The following is a 25,991-nucleotide window of genomic DNA, read 5'->3' as shown; positions in this document are numbered from 1 at the left end:
GTCCGTCGACCTGTCAAGGAGGGCTCATGAACGCACCCGTTGCCATTGCACTGCTGAACCAGGCCGAGGGCCAGGTGTCGGCCGAGGTGCCTGCCTGGACCGTGCAGGTCGAAAACCCGGGGGTCTGGCTGGGCCATCACGGTGTCTGGCAGCGCGTGGGTGGCGCCTCTGGTGGCACCTTGGGTGGTGTGCAAAGTGGTGCCGCTGATGCCGACCGCGCGAGTGTGCCTGTGTGGCGCACTGAAGCGGGCGCCACCGCCTGGTTCCCGGCGCAGCCCGTGGCGTCGGTCGCCGCACCGCGGGCTCGCCTTCAAGACGTGGACCTGCTGGCCTTGGGAGATGCCTGGGCGGGCCTGCGCAGCCCGCTCGCTTTGTCGCAACTGATCGCCGCTGCAGGCCTGGGGCGTCAGCAGGCCTGGGCTGCGCTGGAGGGTGTGCACACCCACCGCCTGCCCTTGGCCAGCCTGGAGCACATCTGGCGACTGTCCGATGAGATCCAGCTGCCCTGGCAGCTGACCGTCGGCGGTAGCCAGGGTGTGCTGCGCGTGCGTGGACCTTGGGGCCCGGTGCACTGGCAGGGAGGCGCTTGTCTGCTGCAGCAGCGCCGGTCACAGGCTTGCGAGGGGCCACTTGCCCACACTGAACTGGGCCTGCGTCTGGATGTCCTGCACGAGTTGTGGCTGGTGATGGTGCCGAGCCCGGAGGGCCTGCGTTCTCGCCTGGAGGGCTTCGACCTGCGAGGGGGGCTGTTGCTGACCCTGGAGGCGCCCCGTCAGCCGGGCGAGCCTGAGTCGGCCGCCTGGCGCCTGCTGGTGCAGGGCTTGAGCCAGGGGCGCCACGCCTGCAGCTTGCGCTGTGTGCGCCATGGACCAGGCTGGAACTGAGCGGGGCCCATTGTTTTCGTGTTGGCAACGTCGTGGGGGACGGAGCCTTTGTGCCGCCGGGGTTTCGGCCTCGGCGGCTTTTTTTGTGTGAACGGCTGCCGAGCCGTCTTGTCTTTTTGCCCAAGACAAAGCCCCTCAATGGTCTGGGTGCATCCACCCGTGGCTATACTTTGTCCGTCCGAAAGGGGAGTAGCACCTGGCGCCCGCCAGGGCGTGCCTCGTCAGCACGGCAGTGGCCTGCACCATGCAGTCTGCAGCCCGGGGCCCGCACAGACACTTCCCGTCCAACAGCAAGACCTTTCGGCGCTTTGGTCCACAGCATGGTGCTGTGGCATGTTCGTTCACTCCGGAGAACCCTCATGATGTCCATGGCGCCCACGTGGCTCTGGCTCGTTTTCGTCGCCTTTGTTCTGGCGGCTCTTTTCGTTGATTTCGTGGTCCTCAAGAAGCAGGGCGCCCATGAGGTGTCTGTGCCCGAGGCCATTCGCTGGTCGGCCATCTGGGTGGCCCTCAGTTTTGCCTTCAATGGCCTGCTGTGGTGGGCCTTTGCGCAGGAGCAGGGCACCGCGGTGGCCAACACCAAGGCGCTCGAGTTCCTCACCGGCTACCTGATCGAAAAATCACTCGCGGTCGACAACATCTTTGTCTTCCTGATGATCTTCACCTACTTCGCGGTGCCCCCGGCCTACCAGAAGCGGGTGCTGATGATCGGCATCATCGGGGCCATCGTGCTGCGCACGGTGATGATCCTGATCGGCGGCTGGCTGATCGCGCAGTTCCACTGGATCCTGTACCTGTTCGGTGCCTTCCTGTTCTTCACCGGCGTGAAGATGTGGTGGGCGGCTGACAAGGAATCCAACCTGGAAGACAACCCCGCGCTCAAGCTGCTGCGCCGAGTGCTGCCCGTCACCAAGCACTTCGATGGCGAGAACTTCTGGACCGTGCAGAACGGCGTGAAGGTGGCCACCCCCTTGCTGCTGGTGGTGGCGCTGGTGGGCTTCACCGACGTGATCTTCGCGGTGGACTCCATCCCGGCCATCTACGCCATCACGTCTGATCCCTTCATCGTGCTGACGTCGAACATCTTCGCCATCCTGGGCCTGCGTGCGATGTACTTCCTGCTGGCTGCCATGGCTGCCAAGTTCCACCTGCTGAGCTATGGCCTGGCCCTGATCCTGGTGTTCATCGGCACCAAGATGATGCTGATCGACATCTACAAGATCCCGGTGCTGGTCTCGCTGGGCGTGGTCATCGGCATCCTGGCCATCACCATGGTCTGGAGCGTCAAGACTGCGCCCAAGATCGAGCGCAGCGCCCACTGATCATGCGCTGAGATCGCCCCAGGCGGGCAGGGCGGCCAGGCCGCCCTCCAAGCCTCACCACGGCCGGGTTTCCCGGCCGTTTTTCATGGGTTTTGCACCAGCGCCAGGCCCAGGTGGGTCTGCAGCCCCGCAGTCGCGGTGGCCAACGCGCCACATTCGATCTTCATGCTTCTTGAAATCTAAATAAGAATCGTTATCATTAGCGTCATTGATCTCGTCTTGTGCACCGGGTGAGGTCCTTCGCTGAATCCGATTCCTTTCAAGTTGCTGGAGAACTGCATGTCTTCTCGTCGTCGTGCCCAACGTTCGCGCGTGGCCCAACCTGTACTGCCTTTGGGCGCCGTGGCCGCGGGGCTGGGCCTGTCGCTGGCCGTGATGCCGGTGCTGGCCCAGGAAACCGTGCCCACCGAAACCGCCGCACAGGCCCTGCCTGACGTGAAGGTCAAGGCCAAGGCCGACCCCACGCCCGAGGCCAAGAAAACCTACCAGGCCACCACCAGCCGCATCGGCAAGGGCAACCAGGCCATCCGCGACATTCCGCAGTCCATGACCGTGATGACGGAAAAGCTGATGGACGACCGCAACCTCGACGATTTCCGCGACATCCTGCGCGCCACCGCTGGCGTCACCTTCCTGGCCGGCGAAACCGGCGAAGAAGATGTGCGCCTGCGCGGCTTCTCCCTGACCCAGGCCGGCGATGTGTATGTCGACGGCATCCGCGATGCCTCGCTGTATGAGCGTGACACCTTCAACAACGACCGCGTGGAAGTGCTCAAGGGCTCGGCCTCGATGCTGTTCGGTCGTGGCTCCACCGGCGGTGTGGTCAACCAGGTCAGCAAGCAGCCCTTCCTGATGACCCAGCACGACGTGGAAGTGACCGTGGGCACCGCCGACAAGAAGCGCGTGACCGGCGACTTCAACTTCAAGACCGGTGATTCGGCCGCCTTCCGCCTGAACGTGATGGCCGAAGACACGGCCAATGAGGGCGCCCGTGTGCTCAAGAACGGTGTGGCGCCCACCTTCCGTTGGGGCATCGGCACCGCCGATGAATTCAGCATCGGCTTTTACGCGCTGAGCTACGACAACCGCCCCAATTACAACCACCCCTGGTTCCTCGTCAATGGCGAGATCGTGCCCAAACTGAAGGCCGATGCCTACTACGGCCTGGAGAGTGACTACAACCAGGGCTCGGCCCACTACGCCACCCTGGGCCATGTGCACCGATTCGGTGACGGTGCCGAGCTCAAGACCACGCTGCGCTCGGGTCGATACGAACGCGACATCTGGGCTTCGGTCATCCGCTACGGCACCACCAATGGCGCCACGACCACCCTGGGCAACCTGAGCGACAGCACCGTGCTGAGCCGCACCGCCAAGGGCCGCCGCTCGATCACCGACAGCACCAGTCTGCAGACCGACTACACCGACAAGTTCCAGTGGCTGGGCATGCGCCACCACCTCACCGCCGGCCTGGACCTGCAATACGACGAAGCCCTGCGCGCCAACAACTTCCCCGGCACAGGCACCCGACCCACCACCACGGTGGGCACGCCCAACGACGGCGCGACGATCGCCGACACGCGGGGCGCCACGCCGTACAACAGCTTCAACTCGCGCACGGCATCGGCCTATGCCCAGGACATGGTCGAGCTCACCCCCGAGGTCAAGCTGATCGCAGGCCTGCGCCATGACAACTTCAACGCGTCGTACCACACCACCACCAACACCCGCTTCAGCCGCCACGACCGCCTGTGGAGCAGCCGCTTTGGCACACTGTTCCAGCCCAATGACTGGGCGTCGTACCATGTGTCGTACGGCACGTCCTACAACACCTCGGGCGATGCGTATCAGTTCGCCGTTCAGGGGCCGACCGGCCGTGTGGCCAACACGCCGGCTGAAAAGAGCCGCAACCTGGAAGTGGGCGGCAAGTTCGACCTGCTCGATGGCCTGATGAACCTGGGCGTCTCGCTGTTCCACACCGAGAAGTACCACGAGCGCAACACCGACCCCGATTCGGCCGCCACCATGGAGTTGCTGTCGGGCAAGCGCCACGCGGCAGGTGTCGACGTGGACGTGGCCGGCCGCATCACCAGCCACTGGGATGCCTTCGCGTCGTGGACCTGGATCCCCGAGGCCCGCATCGACGAAAGTAATGTCACCACCGGCAACTCGCCTCGCAAGGGTGACCGCCCTGGGCTCACACCCAAGCACAGCGGCAGCGTGTGGACCACCTACCGCCTGACCCCCGAGTGGCGCGTGGGCGGCGGCCTGACCCACCGCAGCAAGCAGACCCCGCTGACCTCGCGCGTGGTCACGGCCAAGGCCTTCACCACCCTGGACCTGATGGCCGAGTACACCATCAGCGAGCGCTACTCGGTCAAGCTCAATGTCAAGAACGCCACCAACGAGCTGTATGCTGACTCGCTGTACGGCGGCTTCTATGCACCCGGTGCGGCCCGCTCGGCCGAGCTGACCCTCAAGGCCCGCTTCTGACGACGGCTCTCTTGTCTGACCCTTGCCGGGCGAAGCCCGCCCGGCCTTTTCGCCATGTTGTTGCACATCCCTGCGGTTCTTGCGCCTGACGAATGGAAGATGGTGCGTGCCACCGTCGACGCGGGCGAGTGGATCGATGGGCGGCGCACGGCGGGTGAGCAGGCGGTCAAGGTCAAGCAGAACGAACAGCTGGCCCAGGGCAGCGAGGCTTCGCGCGCCATGCAGGCCTTGATCCTGCGGGCGCTCAACCGCAACCCGCTGTTCCTGTCGGCCACCTTGCCCCGCAAGGTGCTGCCCCCCTTGTTCAATCGCTACAGGGGTGCGGCCAACCACTACGGCAACCATGTCGATGGCGCCATGATGGCCATGCCTGGTGGGCAGGAGCGCATCCGCAGCGACATCAGCTGCACGCTGTTCCTGGCCGAGCCCGATGAATACGAGGGCGGCGAGCTGGTCATCGAAGACACCTTCGGGCCGCGCCGCGTGAAGCTGCCTGCGGGCCACATGGTGCTGTACCCCAGCACCAGCGTGCACCGGGTCGAGCCCGTCACACGTGGGGCCCGTGTGGCCAGCTTTTTCTGGGTGGAGAGCATGGTGCGCAGCGACGAGCAACGCCGCCTGCTGTTCGACCTTGACGGCGCCCTCATGGACCTTCGCACCCGCCATGGTGAAGACGAGGCCACCGTGCGCCTGGCCGGCACGTACCACAACCTGTTGCGCATGTGGGGCCAGACGTGAGCCCTGCGACGGGCCGCATCCCACCTGATGTGGCCAGCCTGGCCGACTACGAGCGCCATGCCCTGCAGCGGCTGGACGCCGCCCGCGTGGCCTGGCTGCAAGGCGGCGCGGCCGATGGGCTGACGGTTCAGGCCAACCAGCGCGCCTGGCAAGGCCTGCCCTTGCAGCCGCGCGTGCTGCGCCCGCTGGCTCACGGCCACACGCGCATCGAGCGCCCGGGCCTGCGCCTGCCGCACCCCATCATGCTGGCGCCGGTCGCTTACCTGCGCCTGGTGCATCCCGACGGCGAGCTGGCCACGGCCATGGCGGCGGCGGCCCAGGGCGCGGGGCTGGTGCTCAGCACCCAGGCCAGCGTGCCCATGGAGCGCGTGGCCGAGCTGGTGCTGGGCGAGGCCGAGCGTGGCCCCTTGTGGTTCCAGCTGTACGCCATGGCCCAGCGCGAGCACACGCTGCAGCTGGTGCAGCGCGCCGAGGCCGCGGGCTTCGAAGCCCTGGTGCTCACGGTCGATGCGCCCGTGCAGGGCGCGCGTGACGCCGAGCGCCGCGCGGGCTTTCGCCTGCCAGCCGATGTGCGCGCTGTGAACCTGCAGGGGCTGGCCTTGCCCGGCATGGCCGCAGCCGATGCCGCTGCGCCAGGGCTGGCGGCGGGCTTGTGTGGTGGCCTGCTGGCCCACGCCCCCACCTGGAGCGACATCGCCTGGCTGAAGGCCCACACGCGCCTGCCCCTTTGGCTCAAGGGCATCACGCACCCGCTGGATGCGCAGCAGGCCCAGGCCCTGGGCGTCGATGGCCTGATCGTGTCCAACCACGGGGGCCGCGTGCTCGACACCATGCCCGCCACGGCCGCGCTGCTGCCGGCCGTGCGCCAGGCTGTGGGGCCTGAGTGGCCCGTGCTGGTCGATGGTGGCATTCGCCGAGGTACCGACGTGCTCAAGGCCCTGGCGCTGGGCGCCGATGCGGTGCTGGTGGGGCGGCCGCATGTGCACGCCCTGGCCGTGGCCGGCGCCCTGGGCGTGGCGCACGCCATCCGGTTGTTGCGCGACGAGTTCGAGATCGCGCTGGCCCTCACGGGCTGTGCCACTCCGGCCGAGGTGAGTTCAGCGGTGCTGAGTTCGGCCGTGCTGACATCGGCCGAGCGGGGCGGCTGAGCAGGGCGGCTGAGCCTCAGGACGCCGTGGCGCGCAGGCGCGTGGGCTTTTTCTTGCGGCCCACGCCCGCCATCGAGGCGATGTACTTGATGAACACCCACAGCGACGACTCATTGGGCTTGGGCGCCTCGCCCCGGCCGATGCGCTTGAGCTGCCCGGTGTACCAGGTCACCTCCAGCAGGCCCATCTTGTCGATCATGGGGATGCCGGTCTTGCGCATGCGCACGGTCTCCAGCGGGTCCTGGCCCTGGAGCAGGCGCAGGCACACACGGGGCTCCACCGCCATGATGCGGGCAATGCCCACGAAGTCCACCGCGCCGCTGGTGATGGCGTCGGCCATGCCCTGCGCGCTGCGGAAGCCGCCGGTCACCACCAGCGGCACCTTCACGGCCTGACGGGCCTTCTCGGCAAAGGCCATGAAGTAGGCCTCGCGCTGGCGGGTGCTGTCCTTCACAGGTTCTTTGCTGGCCTTCACGCCCGTCATGGCCGGGGCCTCGTAGGTGCCGCCCGAAATCTCGATCAGGTCGATGCCGGCGTCGGCCAGCGCCTTGATGGTGTCCAGCGATTCTTCTTCCGTGAAACCGCCGCGCTGGAAGTCGGCCGAGTTCAGCTTGATGCCGATCGGAAAGCCGGGGCCCACGGCCTCGCGCATGGCGCGGTACACCGCCAGCACGAAGCGGCGGCGCTTCTCGGCGGTGCCGCCCCATTCGTCGGTGCGCTGGTTGTGGTGCGGCGACAGGAACTGGCTGACCAGGTAGCCGTGCGCCCCGTGGATCTGCACACCCGTGAAGCCCGCCTGCTTGCACACCCCGGCGGCACGTCCGAAGCGCGCGATCAGGTCGCGCACCTCGGCATCGGTCAGCTCACGCGGGGTGCCGAAAAAGGCCTGCATGTCGGCGCGGAAGGGGATGGCCGAGGGCGACACCGTTTCCTTGTTCAGGCCCTTGGGCGCCTGCTTGCCCGGGTGGTTCAACTGCACCCAGCAGTGGGCGCCGCCGCGCGTGGCGGCCTGGGCCCACGCGCGCAATTCGGCCAGGTGGGTCTCGTCTTCGACGATCACGTTGCCGGGTTCACCCAGTGCGCGCTTGTCGATCATCACGTTGCCGGTCACACACAGGCCGATGCCGCCGTCGGCCCATTCGCCATACAGGCGGGTCAGCTCGGGCGTGGGCTTGCCGTCGCGACGGGCCAGGGCTTCGCTCATGGCCGACTTCAGCAGGCGGTTCTTGACCACCGCGCCGCTGGGCAGGGTGAAGGGCTGGGACAGCACGGTGCTGGCTGACATGGGAAGGCTCCGGTAAAGCAGTGCCCGCATTGAACAACAGATTGCCCCCTGCATCGAGGGTGTGTTGGCGACAGAACGGCACCGTTGCGGTGCAAAAGCTGAGAATTTCGGCGGGTGGCCTTGCCATTTGTCAGGAGGCCCGCTGCTTTTGTGCGCCTTCGCCCCCCACAAAGCGTTGCCACGGCCCGAAATGCCTGATTTCTGGCATTACCATGTGCGACGCTGGCGTTTCGAGAGGCCTGCGCGTGTCCAGTTCACCCAGCGCGCCGCCCCCCAGCCCGTACAGATTTCACCTTGATGGAGAGAATTCACATGGCAACTGCGAAGAAGGCCCCCGCCAAGAAGGCTGCGGCAACCAAGACGGCAGCTCCCGCTGCAAAGAAGGCCCCCGCTGCCAAGCGCACGCCCAACGCCGCCTTCATGAAGGCCCTGACCCCGAGCGCCGCCCTGGCCGCCGTGATCGGCGACAAGCCGCTGCCGCGCACCGAAGTGACCAAGAAGGTCTGGGAATACATCAAGAAGCACAACCTGCAAGATGCGGCCAACAAGCGCAACATCAATGCCGATGCCAAGCTGAAGGTCATCTTCAAGAAGGACCAGGTCTCGATGTTCGAGATGACCAAGCTGATCAGCGACCAACTGAGCTGATCGCTGCGTCGGCCTGCCGCCACGGCAGGCCCAGCGCCCGACAAACCCGGCCCTGGCCGGGTTTTTTCATGCCTTCACACAGCGCGTGGTCGTCGCATATTGGGCACAAGTTCACGGCCTCGCCGGCAGCGCGCCGGCCCTGCTGCTATCGTGAATTCCCAGGCACCACAAGAAGGCGGTACGCATGAACAACCCCAAGGAACTGCTGGCACGTAACTTCGCCACCGCAGGGCAGGATGCCGCACAGGCCAGCAAACCCTCGCTGTATTCCGGCCCCGACAGCAGCTACGACCTGGCCTTTGCCGACCCCGAGTTCCTGCTGCACCCCGAGTTGCGCTCGGTGCGCATGCAGCTCGAGCTGCTCAAGCCCGAGATGATCCAGCGCGAAGAGAACATCGAGTCGACCATCGTGATGTTCGGCAGCGCGCGCATCCTGCCGGCCGATGTGGCCCAGCAGCACCTGACCGCTGCGGAATCGCTGCCCGAGGGCGCAGCGCGCGATCAGGCCGTGCGCAAGGCGAAGTCGCAAGTGGCCATGTCGCGCTATTACGAAGAGGCCCGGGCCTTTGCCGGCATGGTCACCACCCATTCGGCCCAGCTGCAAAGCCCCATCTACGTGGTCACCGGCGGTGGCCCGGGCGTGATGGAGGCGGGCAACCGCGGCGCCTTCGAGGTGGGCGGCAAGAGCATCGGCCTGAACATCGTGCTGCCGCACGAACAAGAGCCCAACCCCTACATCACCCCCAGGTTGTGCTTCCAGTTCCACTACTTCGCGCTGCGCAAGATGCACTTCCTGATGCGCTCGGTGGCGCTGGTGTGCTTCCCCGGTGGTTTCGGCACGCTTGATGAGCTCTTTGAGGCCCTGACCCTCATGCAGACCGGCAAGTGCCGCAAACGCCCTGTGCTGCTCTTTGGGCGCGAGTTCTGGAGCAAGCTGGTCGACTTCGACCACCTGGTCGACACCGGCATGATCAGCCCGGAAGACGTGAACCTGTTCCGCTACGTCGAGACCGCGCAGGAAGCCTGGGACACGCTGCGCAACGTGTACGGGCTGGGCAAGCCCGAAGACTCGGCCTGCGGCTGGTGAGCCGGGCAGCCTGGAGCCCGGCCCAGGTACCCAGCCCCCCACAGCCCGCATTTCAGTGCTCAACCCGGCAGCAAAACTGCCGATCATCGAACCATGAGTCTGCCTGGCAAGAATGGTCTGATCCTCACCGGTGGTGGGGCCCGCGCGGCCTACCAGGTGGGGGTGTTGCAGGCGCTGATGCTGATCCGCCGCGACAGCGGTGACCCCGAGCGCGGCAACCCCTTCCGCATCATCTGCGGCACCTCGGCCGGTGCGCTCAACGGCGTGGCCCTGGCCTCGCGCGCCGACCGTTTCGAGGCCGCCGTGCGCCTGATGGCCGAGCTGTGGCGCGACATGCACTGCGAGCAGATCTACGCGGCCGATTCGCTGGGCGTGATCCGCAGCGGGGCCCAGTGGCTCACGCTGTTCTCGCTGGGCTGGGCCGTGGCCCGCTGGCGCAAGGTACGCCCCCGCTCGCTGCTCGACAACGACCCGCTGCGCGAGCTGCTGGGTGATGCCATCCGCTTCAACCGCCTGCCCAAGCTGCTGGAAGACGGGGTGCTGGACGCCCTGGCCGTGACGGCGTCCAGCTACACCACGGGCGAGCACGTCACCTTCTACGACACGGCGCACGACATCTCGCCCTGGACGCGTTCGCAGCGCATCAGCGTGAAAGACCGCATCACGGTCGACCACCTCATGGCCTCGGCCGCCATTCCTTTCATCTTCCCCTCGCAGAAGCTGGGCGTGCAGGGGCAGCCCCATTACTTCGGTGACGGCTCCATGCGCCAGGCCGCGCCCATCTCACCCGCCGTGCACCTGGGCGCCGACCGCATCCTGGTGATCGGGGCGGGGCGCCTGCACGAGCCCACCGCCCAGCGCCAGACCATCGTCGAGTACCCCAACCTGGCCCAGATCGCGGGCCACGCCATGTCCAGCATCTTCCTGGATGCGCTGGCGGTGGACATCGAACGCCTGCAGCGTGTGAACCGCACGCTGGAGTTGCTCACACCCGAGCAGCGCGCCATGACGCCGCTGCGCCCGGTCGACATCCTGGTGATCGCGCCGTCGCAGCGCATCGACGACATCGCTGCCCGCCACCTGTGGGCGCTGCCGCCGGCGGTGCGGGCCATGCTGCGCGCCGTGGGCGTGTACGGCCGCGGCAAGACCGCCCGTGGCACGGCCCTGGCGTCGTACCTGCTGTTCGAATCGTCGTTCACGCGCGAGCTGATCCACCTGGGCTTCACCGACGCCATGGCCAAGCGCCAGGAGGTGCAGGCCTTTTTCGGCTGGGGTGCGCCGGGCTCGGAGGGGCCCGGCGGGATGTCGGGCGGGGCCTCGGGCGGCGAGGGCCTCACCCAGCGCTCGGGCGCGTTTCGCTTCCCGAAAGCCGATGCCGAGGCCGATGAACCAGCCGAGACCGCACCCGCGGGCGGGCTGGCCCTGGTCGATGCAGCGGGCGAACCTTTGGAGTCTGCCCACTTCCCAAAACGGGGTGACCGTGGTAGCATGGAGAGCTTCGCCCTTTGATGGGTGAAGATTTCTCGTTCATTTTTTCAAAGGTCCACACATGTACGCGGTCATAAAAACCGGCGGCAAGCAATACAAAGTTGCTGCAGGCGAAAAGATCAAAGTAGAACAGATTGCTGCGGAAGTTGGCCAGGAAATCGTGATCGACCAGGTTTTGGCTGTCGGTACCGGCGCTGAACTCAAGGTTGGCACGCCCCTGGTGGCTGGCGCTTCTGTCAAGGCAACCGTGGTGTCCCACGGCCGTCACGACAAGGTCCGCATCTTCAAGATGCGCCGTCGCAAGCACTATCAGAAGCGCCAAGGCCATCGTCAGAACTACACCGAGCTGGAAATCAGCTCCGTGAGCGCCTGATCGTTGCCCTTCGGCTGATATCAACCTACCTGTCTAGCCCCCAAGGAGCTACCACATGGCACAGAAAAAAGGCGGCGGTTCCACGCGGAACGGCCGCGACTCCCAACCGAAGATGCTCGGCGTGAAGGTGTATGGTGGTCAAACCATCTCCGCCGGTTCGATCATCGTGCGTCAACGCGGCACCCGCTTCCACGCTGGTTCCAACGTCGGCACCGGCCGCGATCACAGCCTGTTCGCCCTGGTGGACGGCACCGTGTCTTTCACCGTCAAGGGTCCTCAAAACCGCAAGACGGTCATTGTGACCCCGGTCTGATCCGGCACATCCCGCTGAGGGCGGCTCACGCTGCCCCTGGGACCGAGCCCCGGCTTGCCGGGGCTTTTGTTCTTCTGGCATCCTCCCGCAGGGTGTCTCTCTGATTCCCGAACCGTCTCGCGACGGCGCTCTGAAAGCACAAGCAACACCATGAAATTCGTCGATGAAGCCATCATTGATGTGGTCGCAGGCAACGGCGGCAGCGGTTGCATCAGTTTCCGTCGCGAGAAGTTCATCCCCTTCGGCGGCCCCAACGGGGGCGACGGCGGGCGCGGTGGCCACATCTACCTGGAAGCCGACCGCAACATCAACACCCTGATCGACTACCGCTACGCGCGCCGCCACGAGGCCCGCAATGGCGAGGCTGGCCGTGGCGCCGACCAGTTCGGTGCGGCCGGTGAAGACGTGGTGCTGCGCATGCCCGTGGGCACCATCGTGCGCGACTTCGACACCGGCGAAGTGCTGATGGAGTTGCTGGAGCACGGCGAGCGCCGCCTGCTGGCCAAGGGTGGCGACGGCGGTTTTGGCAACCTGCACTTCAAGAGCAGCACCAATCGCGCGCCCCGCAAGAAAACGCTGGGCTGGCCCGGCCAGGCCTACAAGCTCAAGCTGGAGCTGCGCGTGCTGGCCGACGTGGGCCTGCTGGGCATGCCCAATGCCGGCAAGTCCACCCTGATCACGGCCATTTCCAACGCCCGCCCCAAGATCGCCGACTACCCCTTCACCACGCTGCACCCCAACCTGGGCGTGGTGCGTGTGGGCCCTGAAAAGAGCTTCGTGGTGGCCGACATCCCCGGCCTGATCGAAGGCGCCTCGGAAGGCGCGGGCCTGGGCCATTTGTTCCTGCGTCACCTGCAGCGCACCCGCCTGCTGCTGCATGTGGTCGACCTGGCCCCGTTCGACGAGGGTGTCGACCCGGTCAAGCAGGCCAAGGCCATCGTCAAGGAACTGAAAATCTACGACGAATCGCTGTACAACAAGCAGCGCTGGCTGGTGCTCAACAAGCTGGACATGGTGCCGGCCGAAGAGCGCGTGCAGCGCGTGGTCAGCTTCGTCAAGCGTTACGGCTGGAAGGGCCCGGTCTTCGAGATCTCGGCCCTGACCCGCGAAGGCTGCGAGCCCCTGGTGCAGGCCATCTACCAGCACGTGGCGGCCGAACAGGAACACCACGAAGACCGCGACCTGCGCTTCGAGGGTGACGACGACACCGTGCCGGTGCAGCCCGTGGCCGCGCTGACTTCGCGCCAGGCCGCCAAGGCCGCCGCCCAGGAAAACGAGGCCTTCGAAGACCTGGTGCCCGTGAAGGATGAGGGCGCAGCCACCGCCGCCAAGCCGGCCCGCAAGGCCGCGGCCAAGAAGGTGCCCGCCAAGAAAGCGGCAGCGAAGAAAACTGCGGTGAAAAAGGCCGCAGCCGAGAAAGCCCCTGCAGAAAAGGCCCCGGCGAAGAAGGCCCCCGCCAAGAAGGTCGAGGCCGCCAAGCCTGCGGCCAAGAAAGCCGCTGCAAAGAAGGTGCCTGCCAAGGCGTCGAAAAAGCCCGCGGCACCTGAGGCTGACGAGGCCTACCTGCCCGACCCGACCGATCCGCGCTTCCGCTGATGCGGCCCGTGCCGCACATGCGGCACACTCACCACTTCGCCTGAACCCCGCACAGCCCGCTGCTTTGCACCTGCCTGCCGACCTGCCTCATGAATGACGTGTTGAAGAACGCCCGCCGCATCGTCGTGAAGGTGGGCTCCAGCCTGGTGACCAACGAAGGCAAAGGGGTCGATGCCGACGCCATCGGCAACTGGTGCCGCCAGCTGGCTGCGCTGGCCGCCGACGGCCGCGAGGTGATCATGGTGTCGTCGGGCGCCATTGCCGAAGGCATGAAGCGCCTGGGCTGGGCCAAGCGCCCGAAGGAAGTGCATGAGCTGCAGGCCGCGGCCGCCGTGGGCCAGATGGGCCTGGCGCAGATGTACGAAAGCAAGCTCAGCGAGCACGGCATGGGCAGCGCCCAGGTGCTGCTCACGCACGCCGACCTGGCCGACCGCGAGCGCTACCTGAATGCCCGCACCACGCTGCTGACCCTGCTGTCGCACCGCGTGGTGCCGGTCATCAACGAGAACGACACCGTGGTCACCGACGAAATCAAGTTCGGTGACAACGACACCCTGGGCGCGCTGGTGGCCAACCTGGTCGAAGCCGATGCCCTGGTCATCCTGACCGACCAGAAGGGCCTGTACAGCGCCGACCCGCGCAAAGACCCCAACGCCCGCTTCATCGATGTCTGCACCGCCGGTGATCCGGCCCTGGAGCAGATGGCCGGTGGCGCCGGCAGCGGCGTGGGCACGGGCGGCATGATCACCAAGGTGATCGCGGCCAAGCGTGCGGCCGGCAGCGGTGCCAGCACCGTGATCGCCTGGGGCCGCGAGCCCGATGTGCTGGTGCGCCTCACGCAGGGCGAAGCCATCGGCTCGCTGTTCGTGGCGGCCACGGCCAAGCTCACGGCCCGCAAGCAATGGATGGCCGACCACCTGCAGCTGCGCGGTGCGGTCGTGATCGACGACGGTGCGGTGGCCAAGCTGCGCGACGAAGGCAAGAGCCTGTTGCCCATCGGCCTGGTCGAGGTGGTGGGCGAGTTCCACCGCGGTGACGTGGTGGCCGTGCGCAACCTGCAGGGCCAGGACGTGGCCCGGGGCCTGGCCAACTACGCCAGCAGCGAAGCCCGCCTGATCGCGCGCAAGGCCTCCACCGAAATCGAAGCCGTGCTGGGCTTTGCCAACGAGCCTGAGCTGATCCACCGCGACAACCTGGTGCTGGCCTGAGGTGCTGGCCTGAAGGGGCTGGCCCGAAGGTGCCGGCTGGCTGGCGTATGCTGGCCCCCTGATCACTCACAGGGGCTGCCCATGTTGCACCGTTTTGTTCCTCGCGCGCTGTGTGCCGCCATGTTGGCCTTGGGCGCCGTGCAGGCTTCGGCCGCACCGGTGACCTACACGCTGGCGCCCACGCACACCTTCCCCAGCTTCGAGGCTGACCACATGGGCGGCGTGTCGGTGTGGCGCGGCAAGTTCAACAAGAGCAGCGGGCAGGTGGTGCTCGACAAGGCCGCGCAGACGGGTTCGGTCGAGGTCACCATCGACATGAACAGCATCGACTACGGCCTGGACATCATGAACGACAAGGCCCGCAGCGCCGAGTTGTTCGACACGGCGAAGTACCCCACGGCCGTGTTCAAAGGCCAGCTGGCCCAGTGGGTGGATGGCAAGCCCACCACGGTGCCAGGCATCCTCACGATGCGCGGCGTCACCCGCCCGATCACCTTGAAGCTGCAGTCGTTCAAGTGCATCGCCCACCCGATGCTCAAGGGCGCCGAGCTGTGCGGTGCCGACGCGCTGGCCACATTGCAGCGCGACGAATTCGGCATGGACGCCGGCAAGGACTGGGGCTTCGACATGGGCGTGACCTTGCGCATCCAGGTCGAGGGCGTGTCACAGCGTTGACACCAGGCTGCACTGCGCTGTGCCCACGAACAAGGCCCACCGCTGTCTGACAGTGGCGGGCCTTTTCATCGCCTCTCGCGCGCCCATCGGCTCCCGTTCTGGCGGAGGGCTCGTGGTCGGTCAGTGCGAGGTCTGCGGACGGTTCACTTCAGCTCGGCCGAGCTCTTGCCCAACAGGCGGCGGGCAATGATCAGCTGCTGGATCTGCTGCGTGCCTTCGAAGATGTCCAGGATCTTCGCGTCACGCGACCACTTCTCCAGCAGGGCGGTCTCGGTGTAGCCGATGCTGCCGGCCAGCTCCACGCACTTCAGGGCCACGTTCACGCAGGTGCGGCCGGCCTTGGCCTTGGCCAGCGAGGCCTGCAGCGAGTTGGGCTGCGTGTTGTCGGCCATCCAGGCGGCCTGCATGGTCAGCAGGCGGGCGGCTTCGTAATCGGCCTTCATGGTCACCAGCTCGGCCACGGCCGAGGGCTGGCGGTGCAGCGGGCGGTTGTAGTCGGGCACCACACCGCACTCTTTCAGGATGCGTTCCATCTCTTCGATGCAGGCGCGGGTCAGGCCCACGGCCATGGCCGCCACCAGCGGGCGCGTGTTGTCGAAGGTCTGCATCACGCCGGCGAAGCTCTTTTCCGGCTGGATGTCCGGGTCGCCCAGCAGGTTCTCCTTGGGCACGCGGCAGTCCTTCAGGATGAAGGCGGCGGTGTCCGAGGCGCGAATGCCCAGCTTGTGCTCCAGGCGGGCCAGCTCGAAGCCGGGTGTGCCCTTTTCGACCACGAACGACTTGATGGCCGAGCGGCCCAGGCTCTTGTCCAGCGTGGCCCACACCACCACCAGGTCGGCGCGATCGCCCGAGGTGACGTAGATCTTTTCGCCGTTGAGCACGTAGTGGTCGCCATCGAGGCGGGCCGTGGTGCGGATGTTGGCCGAATCGGAGCCACAGCCCGGTTCGGTGATGGCCATGGCGGCCCAGCGGCCCTTGAAGCGCTTGAGCTGCTCGTCGTTGGCCACCGAGGCGATGGCCGAGTTGCCCAGGCCCTGGCGGGGCATGGCCAGCAGCATGCCCACGTCGCCCCAGCACAGCTCTGCAATGCTCAGGGCGGTGGACAGGTTGGTGCCGTTGCGATTGACGCCATCGTTGGCGGCGGCGTCACGGCGCACGCCGGTGGCACCGGTGCCGCCGACTTCGCTGTTGCCTTCGTTCATGCCGTCGATCACGGCGGCCAGCATGTCCAGTTCAACGGGGCGGTCGTGCTCGGCGCGGTCGTATTTGCGCGAGATGGGGCGCAGCACTTCGCCGGCCACTTCCTGGGCCTGGCGCACCAGGGGCTTGAACTTGCGAGGAACTTCGAGGTTGATCATGTTTGCAATCCTTGAGGGTGATGGGGCAGGGCGGGGACGGGGCTGTGGGGTGTCACAGCAAGACGCCACCTTCCATCACGGCCACGGCACGCAGGTCGCGGTACCAGCGTTCGGCGGGGTGCTCCTTCACGAAGCCATGGCCGCCCAGCAGTTGCACGCCGTCGCTGCCGATCTGCATGCCCTTGTCGGCGCACAGGCGGCGGGCAATGGCCACGGCCTCGGCGAAGGGCTGGTCGCTGTCGGCCAGGGTGGCGGCGCGCCAGGTCAGCAGACGCATGCCGTCGATTTCAATGGCCATGTTCGAGATCGCAAAGGCCACCGACTGGCGGTGGCTGATGGGCTCACCGAAGGCTTCGCGCTCGTTCACGTAGGGGATCATGTAGTCCATCACGGCCTTGGCGCAGCCCACGGCCAGCGCGCACCAGCCCAGGCGGCTGAGCTGGATGCATTCGGCATACACATCGGCCTTGCCTTCGCCCAGCAGGGCGGTGGCGGGCACGGCCACATCCTGCAGCTTCAGGCGGGCGCAACCGGCGGGGCGCAGGCCCATGCTGAGGTCTTCGTCCAGGCTCAGGCCGGGGGTGCTCGACTCCACGATCAGCAGACCGGGGCCGTGGCCTTCGATGTCGGCCGCGATGATGAACAGCTCGGCCGTGCTGGCCAGCGGCACCATCGACTTCAGGCCGTTGATGACGTACTGGCCGTTCACCAGGCGGGCCTTGGTGCTCAGGCTGAAGGGGTCGAACAGGGCCTGGGGCTCCATCACGCACAGGGCGGCGGCCGGCGGCTTCTCGCCAGCAAACGCCGGCAGGTAGGCGCTTTGCTGCTGGGCCGTGCCCCACAGGCTGATGGCGTTGCTCACGGCCGCGGGGGCCAGGCAGGCAAAGGCCAGGCCCATGTCGCCTTCGGCCAACGCTTCAGCAATCAGGGCATTGGTCACGGCGGCGCGCTCGGTGCCCACGCCGTCCAGCTGCTCGGGGATGCTCATGCTGGCCACGCCCAGTTCGGCGCATTGGGCCAGCAGCTCGGCCGGGGCGGCGTAGTCGGCGTCGCACTTCGAGGCGGCCGGGCGCAGCTGCTCCATCGCGAACGCTCGGATGGCGTCCACGATCATGGCCTGGTCTTCCGAGGGGGTCAGGTCGAACAGGTCGCCACCACCGCGCTTGGGCAGGCGCTCGGCACCGCCCAGGCTTTTCACGGCCTTGAAGGCGCGGCTGGCGGCCACCACCACGCGAAAGCCCGTCTTGGTGCCGTGGTACAGCACCTTCTCGGTCGGCTTGCGGAGTTTCAGTTGGTCGAGCTTCGGAGAGCCGGCGAACTGGCTGAGGGTGCGCAGGCCCAGGCGGGTCAGTGTGGTCATGGCGGCAGTGCAAAGGTTACAAAGTGAGCGCATTGCAGCGCCCCGCGCCAGCTTTGCCAAGCAGGCTCCCCCTGGAAAGTGCCAAAGTTGGCGGACAAAAGCGCGCTTGCGGACGTTCGCGATGATTTGGGGCCGATCTTGCGGCACCATCACGCCCATGGACGCCTTGAGTCATTTGCTTGCCGACGTGCGGATCCGCCAGGCGGTGTTCGTGCGCACCCGCCTGGGCCCCACCGGCCAGCTGCGGGTGAGCGAGGCCGGGCAGCCCAGCTTCCACCTGGTCACCCAGGGTCGCGTGTGGCTCGACCCCATGGACGGCTCGGCCCCGGTGTTGCTGGAGGCCGGTGACGTGGCCTTCATTCCCCGGGGCAGCGCCCACCGCCTGTGTGGGCAGGACAACCTGCAGCAACTGATGCCCCCCATCGACGTTCGCCCGCACTGGCAGGCCCACGGCGTGCAGGCCGGCCCGGTCGACGCCATGCCGCCAGGCTCGCTGGAGGTGGTGGGCCGCACGCTCAGTGGGGCCTTTCAGATCGAGGGGGTGACTTCGGCCTGGTTGTGGGGCGGTTTGCCGCCCTGGCTGACGCTGCAGTGGGGCGCCAAGGGCGTGCCGCAATGGCTGATGATCGGCCTGACCTACCTGGAGCAGGAACTCTCGCGCGACCGGCCGGCCCGGCAGGCCATCATCGACCGCCTGGGCGATGTGCTGTTCATTCAGAGCCTGCGCTCTTACCTGGTGGCCGACGGCGCACGCGGGCCCAGCGGATGGTTGATGGGCCTGAAGGACAGCATGGTCTCGCGGGTTCTGGGCGCCATGCACCGCCACCCGGCCCACCCGTGGACCCTGGCGGAACTGGCCAGCGAGGGGTGTGTGTCACGCACGGTGCTGGCCGAGCGGTTCAGCCAGTTGCTGGGCGTGCCCCCGCTGACCTACCTGACCAGCCACCGCATGCACCTGGCCGCACGCCGCCTGCGGGACGGCCGACAAGGCGTGGCAGAGGTGGCCCAGCAGGTGGGCTACCAGTCATCGGCCGCGTTCGCGCAGGCCTTCAAGCGCGAGATGGGCTGCAGCCCGCGCGACTGGCGGGCCAAGGCTCAGGCCGAGGTGGGCGAGGGCCAGGGCTCTTCCAGCACGCGGATGATCACTTCTTCCTGACCCGGGTCGAGCTCTGGGGGCACCTTGTTGCCCCGCATGTGGCTGCGCAGGTAACGGTTGCCCGTGCCGGGGCCCTTGCCGGGCGCCGGCAAAAAGCGCGACAACTCGTTCAGCGCGGTTTCATACACCCCACGCTTGAACTCGATCACGGCATCCAGCGGCACCCAGTATTCGTTCCAGCGCCAGGCGTCAAACTCGGGGTGGCTGGTGGCACGCAGGTTCATGTCGGAGTCGCGGCCAGTGAGCTGCAACAGGAACCAGATCTGTTTCTGGCCGCGGTAATGCCCACGCGCATCGCGGCGAATGAAATGCTGCGGCACTTCGTAGCGGAGCCAGTCGCGCGTGCGCGCAACGATGCGCACGTGCTCGGGGCGCAAGCCCACTTCTTCGTGCAGCTCTCGGAACATCGCCTGCTCGGGCGACTCTCCGTGCTTGATCCCGCCTTGCGGGAACTGCCAGGAGTGGGTTCTGATGCGTTTGCCCCAGAACACCTGGTTGCGGTGGTTGAGCAGGATGATGCCGACGTTGGGGCGGAAGCCTTCACGGTCGAGCATGATCAACTCCGGAATCTTTTGAACTGGTGTGATTATTGCACCGCGAGCCCCCCGAAGCTAGGGGGTGCCCGCTCCCAACAGGGGCAAGAAGCCTCGGGGTTTCCGCGCATGCCGTGTCACCGGGAGCTGCCATCATGGGCAGGCCGGGTTTCGCCATGGAAGCCCCATGCCAAGGTGGGCTGCCCGGGGGATAATCTGCCTTTGTCCTTTCCGGCCATCGCTCGCACCCATGAAAGCCTCCCAGTTCTTCATCTCCACCCTCAAGGAAGCCCCGGCCGACGCTGAAATCGTCAGCCACAAGCTCATGATGCGCGCCGGCCTGATCAAGAAGCTGGGCGCCGGCCTGTACAACTACATGCCCATGGGCCTGCGCACCATCCGCAAGGTCGAGAACATCATCCGTGAAGAGCTGAACAACGCCGGCTGCGTCGAGCTGACCATGCCCGTGGTGCAGCCTGCCGAGCTGTGGGTGGAAACCGGCCGCTTCGAGAAGATGGGCGAAGAGATGCTGCGCTTCAAGGACCGCCATGGCCGCGATTTCGTGATCCAGCCCACGGCCGAAGAAGTGATCACCGACATCGCCCGCCAGGAGCTGCGCAGCTACCGCCAGCTGCCCAAGAACTTCTATCAGATCCAGACCAAGTTCCGCGACGAGCGCCGCCCGCGTTTCGGCATCATGCGGGGCCGCGAATTCACCATGAAGGACGCTTATTCCTTCGACCGTGACGTGGAATCGGCCGGCAAGACCTACGACGGCATGTACGCCGCCTACACCCGCATCTTCGAGCGCCTGGGCCTGCAGTTCCGCGCCGTGGCCGCCGACACCGGCGCCATCGGGGGTGACCGTTCGCACGAGTTCCAGGTGATCGCCGACACGGGCGAAGACGCCATCGTGTACTGCCCCACCAGCGACTACGCCGCCAACATCGAGCTGGCCGAGGCCGTGGCCTTGATCGCCCAGCGCGGCGCTGCTTCGCAAGCGATGGAGAAGGTCGCCACCCCCGGCAAGAGCACCTGCGCCGATGTGGCCGAGCTGCTGGGCCTGCCCCTGAGCCAGACCGTCAAGTCGCTGGTGCTGGCCACCGACGAGACCAACGAGCAGGGCGAGATCGTCCAGAGCACGGTGTGGCTGCTGCTGGTGCGTGGCGACCACGACCTCAATGAAGTCAAGGCCGGCAAGATCCAGCTGGCCGATGGCACAGGTTTGAAGGCCGGCTTCCGCTTCGCCACCGAAAGCGAAATCGTGGCGCATTTCGGCACCAAGCCGGGCTACCTGGGCCCCATCGGTCTGCAAAAGCCGGTCAAGGTGGTGGCCGACCGCACCGTGGCGAACATGGCCGACTGGGTGTGTGGCGCCAACGAAGAAGGCTTCCACATCCGCGGCGTGAACTGGGGCCGAGACCTGCCCGAGCCCGATCTGGTGGCCGACATCCGCAACGTGGTCGAAGGCGACCCCTCGCCCGACGGAAAGGGTGTGCTGGCCATCCAGCGCGGCATCGAAGTGGGCCACGTGTTCTACCTGGGCACCAAGTACTCCAAGGCCATGAACGCCACCTTCCTCGATGTGGATGGCAAGCCCAAGCACTTCGAGATGGGCTGCTACGGCATCGGCGTGACCCGCATCCTGGGCGCGGCCATCGAGCAGAAGCACGACGAACGCGGCATCGTGTGGCCCGACGCCATCGCGCCCTTCACCGTGGTGATCTGCCCGGTGGGCTATGACCGCTCCGAGGCTGTCAAGGCCGCGGCCGACGAACTGCACAGCCAGCTGCTGGCCCAGGGCGTCGATGTGATCCTGGATGACCGTGGCGAGCGCCCCGGTGCCATGTTCGCCGACTGGGAGCTGATCGGCGTGCCGCACCGCGTGGTGTTCGGCGACAAGGGCCTGAAAGAAGGCGTGGCCGAAGTGCAGGGCCGCCAAGATGCCGAAGCCGCCAAGGTGGCCGTGGCCGACGTGTTCAACCATGTGATGGGCCGCCTCTCGGCCAGCACCAAGGCCTGAGGCCTGACGCCATGGCTGCACACCCGGCTGCCCCTTCTGCGACTCACCGCGTGAACGGCGCCCCGGCCTGGGGGCTGGCCCTGGCGCTGGTGTGCGGCCTGGGTGGTGGTCTGGGGGCTGGCACCTCGGCCTGGGCCGGCGCGCAGGCCGAAGAGCCGCTGGCCAATGCCGTGCGCACCGCGCTGTCGGCCGCCGTGGGCAACAAGGCACCTCCCGTGCCCGTGTTCGCCGATGCAGCGCAGCGCCAGCAGTATGAACAGTGGGTGCTGAAGGCCGAGCAGCGCCTGCTCAAGCGCGAGCCCAACGAGATGGTGCGGCGCGAACTGCTGCAGACCATCTGGTACGAGGCCAAGCGCGCCCGGCTGGAGCCCACCCTGGTGTTGGGCCTGATCGAAGTGGAAAGCGGCTTTCGCCAGCATGCCATTTCGGTGGCGGGTGCGCGGGGCCTGATGCAGGTGATGCCCTTCTGGGCCCGCCTGATCGGCACCGGCGATGCCGGCGTGCTGTTCCACAAACAGACCAACATCCGCTTTGGCTGCGTGATCCTGCGGCACTACCTCGACATCGAGAAGGGCAACATGTTCCTGGCCCTGGGCCGCTACAACGGCAGCCGTGGCCGGGCGGAATATCCCAACCTGGTCAATGCGGCGTGGAACCGCTGGGAGCGGCATCTGCAGACCTCACAGCTGGCGCAGGCCGAGGGTGGGGCGTTGAATCGCTGACCGGCTGCTGCTGCAACCATTCGCTGGGCGGCAACCCTGTCCACCGTTTGAAAGCCCGCGTGAAGTTGGCGGTGTTCTCAAAGCCCAAGCGCATGGCGATGTCACCGATCCCTGGCCCGCCTTGCGCCAACAAAGCCTTGGCCTGTTCAGATTGCACCTGCGCCTGCAGGGCTGAAAAGCGGGTGTGCTCGGCCTGAAGGTGTCGCTTCAGGCTGGTGGCTGACCTGTGCAACTTGTGGGCCACGGCCTCAAGCGACAGGTTCTCCCCTTGCTGCAAAGCGTCGTGCAGCGCTTGTCTGACCTGTGTGGTCAGCAAGCCTGGTGTGCTGCGCCCCACGACCGATGAGGGGGGCGTCTGGTTCTGAAGGTGCTGCCTGGCCCAGGCCACCGTGGCCGGCGCGTGGCCGCTGCGCGTCGATTCAAGCCAGGCCAGGGGCACGGTGCAAGCCAGTGACGAGGCGTCGAAGTGGCTGTCTGGTAACTGCGTGGCCCATGCGGCATGCCACGCCGGTTCGGGCCAGGGCCAATGCAGCGTACAGCCTGACCATTGGGCCGATTGTGTGCGACCCAGCACCTCCAGGCCACCCAGGCACATGGCCAGCATCACCCATTGCAGCTGCACGGGGCGGATGGGCGTCTCGGGCATGCGGTCAGTCAGCACCAGCCGCAGCAAGCCCGGCGATTGCATCTCCAGGCTCAGGGTGACTGTCGGGTTTTGTTGCTCGACGAACTGCATCAGCAGCGACAAGGCCTGCATGCCATCTCGGCTGCTCAACAGCCCCAGGGCCAATGGACCGTGGGCGGTCAGGGGAGTGCTCAGGCCCAGCCTGTAGCCCAGTGCGGGGTCTTGAGAGAGTTGACGGGCGGCCTGAAGCAAGCGCTGACATTGCGCCACCGTGAGATGACCGAGCCCATCACCGAGAACGCTGCGGTCAAGTTGCGCCAGCTTCAGCCACGCAGACTCTGCGTGACCTTGGTCGATCAGCCATTGCCGCAACTGCCAGGCGTGGGTGGCGGGCACGCGCAAGTGATCCAGCGGTGTCTGGTGCGACGGGGTGGACATGGGCTGATTGGACAACAACTGTGGGCTGTTCAGGCTCACGCTTGAATGCTCACGGTGACTAAGGTGGCGGCTGTTCCATTCTGCTTCACCCGATGACCCTTCCAGCCGATACCTATGCTGCCATGGACGCCACCGCCATGGCCCAGAGCCTGCGCCAGGGTGACTTCTCTGCCGCTGAACTCATGGCGGCGGCTTTCGCTCAGATCGACGCGCACAACCCCAGGCTCAATGCCGTCGTGGCGCAGTGGCGCGAGCGTGCCATGCACTGGGCCCGGCAGTTCTCACCCACCGGCATGACCCTGGACGGCAGGCCACCTTTCGCGGGGGTGCCGTTCCTGCTCAAAGACATGCATCAGCAACTGGCTGGTGAACTGCACTGCCTGGGCAGCGCAGCCTGGCGCGGCAGAGTGGCCAAGGACTCTTCTGTGATCACGCAGCGATGGATGGCTGCCGGGCTGCTGCCATTGGGGCTGAGCAATGCCTGCGAGCTGGGTCTCAAACCTCAGACCGAGTCTCGGCATTGGGGTGCGGTGCACAACCCCTGGCGCCGTGGCCTGTCAGCGGGCGGGTCATCGGGTGGGGCCGCTGCCGCGGTGGCCTCTGGCATGGTGCCGATGGCCGGGGGCAATGATGTGGGAGGTTCGATCCGGATACCTGCCGCAGCATGTGGGGTGTTCGGCTTCAAGCCCGGCCGAGGGCGGGTGTCCTGGTCGCACGAAGCTGAGGAGGTATGGCGCGGCGCTGCGGTGCACCATGTGCTGACCCGTTCGGTGCGTGACAGTGCGGCCATGCTCGATGCCGTGCGGATGCGGCAGGCACGAGATGCGGATGCCCCGAGCTGTCTGACGGCCGCACAGAGGGGTGCGAAACCCTTGCGCATTGCTTTTTCGCTCGCGTTTGGCCCCGGGCAGGTGGCCGATGCCGACTGCGCAGAAGCCGTGCGTGCCACCGCCAGACGCTTGCAAGACATGGGCCACTTAGTGGAAGAGGCAGGCCCGGCGCTGGCTTGGCCCGATTGGCAGGCACAGGTCGAACAGCTGATGTGCCTCATTGCCCGCGAGGGCGTGTCGGAGCTCGTGGCGCAAGGTGCCAAACGCGTGCGGTCTCTGGAGCCTGACACCCGGCTGGCGGCTGCCCTGGGTGCCGCCATCCCGGCCCGCCGCGCTGCCGAGGCCGTGCACGACTGGCATCGCCATGAGAAGGCCTGGCGTCGGTTCAACGAGCGCTTCGATGTGTGGTTGACGCCAGTGACCGGACGCACAGGTCTGCCCCTGGGAGCCTTCTCGGCGCCTGACTGGCAGGTGCATGTGGCCCGATGGTTGTTGCCTTGGATAGGCGCTGAGCGTTTGCTGAGCCTGCCTTCGGTGAAGGCTCGTCGGCACTCCCTTTGGTGTCATGTGCCCTGCACCCCGCTGGCCAATTGGCTGGGGCTGCCCGCCATGAGTGTGCCCGTGCACACCAGTGCCCAAGGTTTGCCGGTCGGTGTTCAGTGCATGGCCGGTGAGGGGCGCGAGGCAGAACTGTTCGGTTTGGCGGCTGATCTGGAGCGCGCGGGGCCCTGGGGTGCCCCCATGGCTCACAGCCCTTGCCAGCTTTGAGGCGCAGCCTCGTCGATGCCCACCAGTTGCAGCACGCGCTCGACCGTCTCGTTCACGAGTTCGTCGATGCTTTGCGGCCGGTGATAGAAAGCCGGCAGCGGCGGGAACACGATGCCGCCCATCTCGGTCACGGCGGTCATGTTGCGCAGGTGGGCCAGGTTGAAGGGCGTTTCGCGCACCATCAGCACCAGGCGGCGGCGCTCTTTCAGGGTCACGTCGGCTGCCCGGGTGAGCAGGTTGTCGCCCAGGCCGTGGGCCACGGCGGCCAGCGTTTTCATGGAGCAGGGCGCGATCACCATGGCGTCGGTGGCGAAGCTGCCACTGGCGATGCAGGCGCCCACGTCACCCGGTGAGTGGGCCTCGGTGGCCAGGGCGTTCAGGGCCTGGCGGTCCAGGCCCAGTTCGTGGTGCGCGTTCAACAGCCCGGCCGAGGTGGCCACGAGGTGGGTGTTCACCCCCAGGGCGCGTGCGCGCTCGAGCAGGCGCACCCCGTAGACCGCGCCGCTGGCGCCGGTGATCCCGACGATCAGGCGGCGCTGACGCATCACTTGGCCAGCTCTTGCTGCAGCTCGCCCGACTGGTACATCTCCATCATGATGTCCGAGCCGCCGACGAATTCGCCGTTCACGTACAGCTGCGGGATGGTGGGCCAGTTGGCGTATTCCTTGATGCCCTGGCGGATGCCTTCGTCTTCCAGCACGTTCACGGTGACCAGATCGGACACGCCGCAGGCCTTGAGGATCTGGATGGCGCGGCCCGAAAAGCCGCATTGCGGGAACTGGGCGGTGCCCTTCATGAACAGGACCACTTTGTGGCCCTTGACCAGGGTGTCGATGCGTTGCTGAACGTCGCTCATGGGTGTCTCGTAAAGGCTGGTGTGCGGGGGCTGGGCACCGACGGCAAGGGCGCGTCGATGCACC

The 25,991-nt window shown here is 66.7% G+C and carries 23 protein-coding genes and 1 pseudogene; 17 read left to right on the top strand and 7 right to left on the bottom strand.

The features are described 5' to 3' along the window. Positions 1-26 precede the first annotated feature (26 nt). From EYS42_RS11410 to EYS42_RS11390, 5 genes are all read left to right on the top strand, one after another. Positions 27-884 (top strand): ChuX/HutX family heme-like substrate-binding protein, encoded by an 858-nt coding sequence (locus EYS42_RS11410; RefSeq protein ID WP_130968285.1) that lies wholly within the window; start codon positions 27-29, stop codon positions 882-884. Between the two features lie 359 nt (positions 885-1,243). Next, complete coding sequence (locus EYS42_RS11405) at positions 1,244-2,206, top strand: TerC family protein (RefSeq protein WP_130968284.1); 963 nt, start codon at positions 1,244-1,246, stop codon at positions 2,204-2,206. Between the two features lie 279 nt (positions 2,207-2,485). After that, positions 2,486-4,699 (top strand): TonB-dependent receptor, encoded by a 2,214-nt coding sequence (locus EYS42_RS11400; protein ID WP_130968283.1) that lies wholly within the window; start codon positions 2,486-2,488, stop codon positions 4,697-4,699. A 54-nt stretch (positions 4,700-4,753) separates the two neighbouring features. Further along, complete coding sequence (locus EYS42_RS11395; protein ID WP_130968282.1) at positions 4,754-5,437, top strand: Fe2+-dependent dioxygenase; 684 nt, start codon at positions 4,754-4,756, stop codon at positions 5,435-5,437. Then, positions 5,434-6,585: an alpha-hydroxy acid oxidase gene (locus EYS42_RS11390; RefSeq protein ID WP_130968281.1), complete on the top strand. Its 1,152-nt coding sequence runs from the start codon at positions 5,434-5,436 to the stop codon at positions 6,583-6,585. The genes EYS42_RS11395 and EYS42_RS11390 overlap by 4 nt, the downstream gene beginning before the upstream one ends. A 16-nt stretch (positions 6,586-6,601) precedes the next feature. Here the strand turns inward: EYS42_RS11390 and EYS42_RS11385 are convergent, their stop codons facing one another. Then, positions 6,602-7,870 (bottom strand): NADH:flavin oxidoreductase/NADH oxidase family protein, encoded by a 1,269-nt coding sequence (locus EYS42_RS11385; RefSeq protein WP_130968280.1) that lies wholly within the window; start codon positions 7,868-7,870, stop codon positions 6,602-6,604. 297 nt (positions 7,871-8,167) lie between these two features. Here EYS42_RS11385 and EYS42_RS11380 point away from each other — a divergent pair, with 297 nt between their 5' ends. The 8 genes and pseudogenes from EYS42_RS11380 to EYS42_RS11345 all read left to right on the top strand — a co-directional run bounded on the left by EYS42_RS11380 (position 8,168) and on the right by EYS42_RS11345 (position 15,258). After that, a complete protein-coding gene (locus EYS42_RS11380; protein ID WP_245503614.1) occupies positions 8,168-8,518 on the top strand; it encodes an SWIB/MDM2 domain-containing protein in 351 nt (116 codons plus the stop codon). Between the two features lie 184 nt (positions 8,519-8,702). Next, positions 8,703-9,605: an LOG family protein gene (locus EYS42_RS11375; RefSeq protein WP_130968278.1), complete on the top strand. Its 903-nt coding sequence runs from the start codon at positions 8,703-8,705 to the stop codon at positions 9,603-9,605. 93 nt (positions 9,606-9,698) lie between these two features. Then, the gene (locus tag EYS42_RS11370) at positions 9,699-11,114 is read left to right on the top strand and encodes a patatin-like phospholipase family protein (RefSeq protein ID WP_130968277.1); all 1,416 of its coding nucleotides are present in this window, start codon (positions 9,699-9,701) and stop codon (positions 11,112-11,114) included. A gap of 40 nt (positions 11,115-11,154) precedes the next feature. Next, positions 11,155-11,466, top strand: coding sequence for a 50S ribosomal protein L21 (gene rplU / locus EYS42_RS11365; protein WP_130968276.1), 312 nt, complete (start codon positions 11,155-11,157; stop codon positions 11,464-11,466). Positions 11,467-11,521: 55 nt separating this feature from the next. Further along, positions 11,522-11,779, top strand: a complete 258-nt coding sequence (gene rpmA, locus EYS42_RS11360; protein ID WP_130968275.1) for a 50S ribosomal protein L27 — start codon at positions 11,522-11,524, stop codon at positions 11,777-11,779. A gap of 150 nt (positions 11,780-11,929) precedes the next feature. Continuing rightward, positions 11,930-12,979: pseudogene (gene cgtA, locus EYS42_RS11355) on the top strand (Obg family GTPase CgtA); the annotation flags it as partial. A 485-nt stretch (positions 12,980-13,464) separates the two neighbouring features. Next, positions 13,465-14,583: a glutamate 5-kinase gene (proB, locus tag EYS42_RS11350; RefSeq protein ID WP_130968273.1), complete on the top strand. Its 1,119-nt coding sequence runs from the start codon at positions 13,465-13,467 to the stop codon at positions 14,581-14,583. 81 nt (positions 14,584-14,664) lie between these two features. Further along, positions 14,665-15,258, top strand: coding sequence for a YceI family protein (locus EYS42_RS11345; protein ID WP_130968272.1), 594 nt, complete (start codon positions 14,665-14,667; stop codon positions 15,256-15,258). A gap of 143 nt (positions 15,259-15,401) precedes the next feature. Here EYS42_RS11345 and EYS42_RS11340 read toward each other — a convergent pair whose 3' ends face one another. Next, complete coding sequence (locus tag EYS42_RS11340) at positions 15,402-16,616, bottom strand: acyl-CoA dehydrogenase family protein (RefSeq protein WP_130968271.1); 1,215 nt, start codon at positions 16,614-16,616, stop codon at positions 15,402-15,404. A 52-nt stretch (positions 16,617-16,668) separates the two neighbouring features. Beyond that, on the bottom strand, positions 16,669-17,976 hold the full coding sequence (locus EYS42_RS11335; protein WP_130968270.1) for an acyl-CoA dehydrogenase family protein: 1,308 nt from the start codon (positions 17,974-17,976) through the stop codon (positions 16,669-16,671). Between the two features lie 157 nt (positions 17,977-18,133). Between EYS42_RS11335 and EYS42_RS11330 the strand changes: the two genes are divergently transcribed. After that, positions 18,134-19,132 carry an AraC family transcriptional regulator gene (locus EYS42_RS11330; RefSeq protein ID WP_165456745.1) on the top strand — a complete coding sequence of 333 codons (999 nt, stop codon included), beginning with the start codon at positions 18,134-18,136 and terminating at the stop codon, positions 19,130-19,132. Here EYS42_RS11330 and EYS42_RS11325 read toward each other — a convergent pair. Beyond that, positions 19,072-19,686, bottom strand: a complete 615-nt coding sequence (locus EYS42_RS11325; RefSeq protein ID WP_130968268.1) for an RNA pyrophosphohydrolase — start codon at positions 19,684-19,686, stop codon at positions 19,072-19,074. The two genes, EYS42_RS11330 and EYS42_RS11325, sit on opposite strands and share 61 nt — an antisense overlap. Positions 19,687-19,915: 229 nt before the next feature. Between EYS42_RS11325 and EYS42_RS11320 the strand changes: the two genes are divergently transcribed. Then, the gene (locus tag EYS42_RS11320) at positions 19,916-21,688 is read left to right on the top strand and encodes a proline--tRNA ligase (protein ID WP_130968267.1); all 1,773 of its coding nucleotides are present in this window, start codon (positions 19,916-19,918) and stop codon (positions 21,686-21,688) included. An 11-nt stretch (positions 21,689-21,699) separates the two neighbouring features. Next, on the top strand, positions 21,700-22,410 hold the full coding sequence (locus EYS42_RS11315; RefSeq protein ID WP_130968266.1) for a lytic transglycosylase domain-containing protein: 711 nt from the start codon (positions 21,700-21,702) through the stop codon (positions 22,408-22,410). On the opposite strand, the gene EYS42_RS11310 is transcribed toward EYS42_RS11315, so the two are convergent. After that, positions 22,328-23,512: a helix-turn-helix transcriptional regulator gene (locus EYS42_RS11310; RefSeq protein ID WP_165456744.1), complete on the bottom strand. Its 1,185-nt coding sequence runs from the start codon at positions 23,510-23,512 to the stop codon at positions 22,328-22,330. The genes EYS42_RS11315 and EYS42_RS11310 overlap by 83 nt on opposite strands. 83 nt (positions 23,513-23,595) lie before the next feature. Between EYS42_RS11310 and EYS42_RS11305 the strand changes: the two genes are divergently transcribed. Then, the gene (locus EYS42_RS11305) at positions 23,596-25,071 is read left to right on the top strand and encodes an amidase (protein ID WP_165456743.1); all 1,476 of its coding nucleotides are present in this window, start codon (positions 23,596-23,598) and stop codon (positions 25,069-25,071) included. Here EYS42_RS11305 and EYS42_RS11300 read toward each other — a convergent pair. After that, positions 25,050-25,616, bottom strand: a complete 567-nt coding sequence (locus tag EYS42_RS11300; protein ID WP_130968263.1) for a UbiX family flavin prenyltransferase — start codon at positions 25,614-25,616, stop codon at positions 25,050-25,052. The two genes, EYS42_RS11305 and EYS42_RS11300, sit on opposite strands and share 22 nt — an antisense overlap. After that, a complete protein-coding gene (gene grxD, locus EYS42_RS11295; RefSeq protein ID WP_130968262.1) occupies positions 25,616-25,927 on the bottom strand; it encodes a Grx4 family monothiol glutaredoxin in 312 nt (103 codons plus the stop codon). Before grxD ends, EYS42_RS11300 begins: the two co-directional genes overlap by 1 nt. Between the last annotated feature and the right edge of the window lie 64 nt (positions 25,928-25,991).

Origin of the sequence: Aquabacterium lacunae (genome assembly GCF_004310865.1) — a bacterium.
Classification (GTDB): domain Bacteria; phylum Pseudomonadota; class Gammaproteobacteria; order Burkholderiales; family Burkholderiaceae_C; genus Aquabacterium; species Aquabacterium lacunae.
This window is presented reverse-complemented; position numbering and strand designations above follow the sequence as displayed.

Bases quoted from the DNA above. Each gene is read 5' to 3' on its own strand.
- EYS42_RS11410 (WP_130968285.1), top strand. From the start codon at position 27: ATGAACGCACCCGTTGCCATTGCACTGCTGAACCAGGCCGAGGGCCAG.
- EYS42_RS11405 (WP_130968284.1), top strand. From the start codon at position 1,244: ATGATGTCCATGGCGCCCACGTGGCTCTGGCTCGTTTTCGTCGCCTTT.
- EYS42_RS11400 (WP_130968283.1), top strand. From the start codon at position 2,486: ATGTCTTCTCGTCGTCGTGCCCAACGTTCGCGCGTGGCCCAACCTGTA.
- EYS42_RS11395 (WP_130968282.1), top strand. From the start codon at position 4,754: ATGTTGTTGCACATCCCTGCGGTTCTTGCGCCTGACGAATGGAAGATG.
- EYS42_RS11385 (WP_130968280.1), bottom strand. From the start codon at position 7,870: ATGTCAGCCAGCACCGTGCTGTCCCAGCCCTTCACCCTGCCCAGCGGC.
- EYS42_RS11380 (WP_245503614.1), top strand. From the start codon at position 8,168: ATGGAGAGAATTCACATGGCAACTGCGAAGAAGGCCCCCGCCAAGAAG.
- EYS42_RS11375 (WP_130968278.1), top strand. From the start codon at position 8,703: ATGAACAACCCCAAGGAACTGCTGGCACGTAACTTCGCCACCGCAGGG.
- EYS42_RS11370 (WP_130968277.1), top strand. From the start codon at position 9,699: ATGAGTCTGCCTGGCAAGAATGGTCTGATCCTCACCGGTGGTGGGGCC.
- rplU (WP_130968276.1), top strand. From the start codon at position 11,155: ATGTACGCGGTCATAAAAACCGGCGGCAAGCAATACAAAGTTGCTGCA.
- rpmA (WP_130968275.1), top strand. From the start codon at position 11,522: ATGGCACAGAAAAAAGGCGGCGGTTCCACGCGGAACGGCCGCGACTCC.
- proB (WP_130968273.1), top strand. From the start codon at position 13,465: ATGAATGACGTGTTGAAGAACGCCCGCCGCATCGTCGTGAAGGTGGGC.
- EYS42_RS11345 (WP_130968272.1), top strand. From the start codon at position 14,665: ATGTTGCACCGTTTTGTTCCTCGCGCGCTGTGTGCCGCCATGTTGGCC.
- EYS42_RS11340 (WP_130968271.1), bottom strand. From the start codon at position 16,616: ATGATCAACCTCGAAGTTCCTCGCAAGTTCAAGCCCCTGGTGCGCCAG.
- EYS42_RS11335 (WP_130968270.1), bottom strand. From the start codon at position 17,976: ATGACCACACTGACCCGCCTGGGCCTGCGCACCCTCAGCCAGTTCGCC.
- EYS42_RS11330 (WP_165456745.1), top strand. From the start codon at position 18,134: ATGGACGCCTTGAGTCATTTGCTTGCCGACGTGCGGATCCGCCAGGCG.
- EYS42_RS11325 (WP_130968268.1), bottom strand. From the start codon at position 19,686: ATGCTCGACCGTGAAGGCTTCCGCCCCAACGTCGGCATCATCCTGCTC.
- EYS42_RS11320 (WP_130968267.1), top strand. From the start codon at position 19,916: ATGAAAGCCTCCCAGTTCTTCATCTCCACCCTCAAGGAAGCCCCGGCC.
- EYS42_RS11315 (WP_130968266.1), top strand. From the start codon at position 21,700: ATGGCTGCACACCCGGCTGCCCCTTCTGCGACTCACCGCGTGAACGGC.
- EYS42_RS11305 (WP_165456743.1), top strand. From the start codon at position 23,596: ATGGACGCCACCGCCATGGCCCAGAGCCTGCGCCAGGGTGACTTCTCT.
- EYS42_RS11300 (WP_130968263.1), bottom strand. From the start codon at position 25,616: ATGCGTCAGCGCCGCCTGATCGTCGGGATCACCGGCGCCAGCGGCGCG.
- grxD (WP_130968262.1), bottom strand. From the start codon at position 25,927: ATGAGCGACGTTCAGCAACGCATCGACACCCTGGTCAAGGGCCACAAA.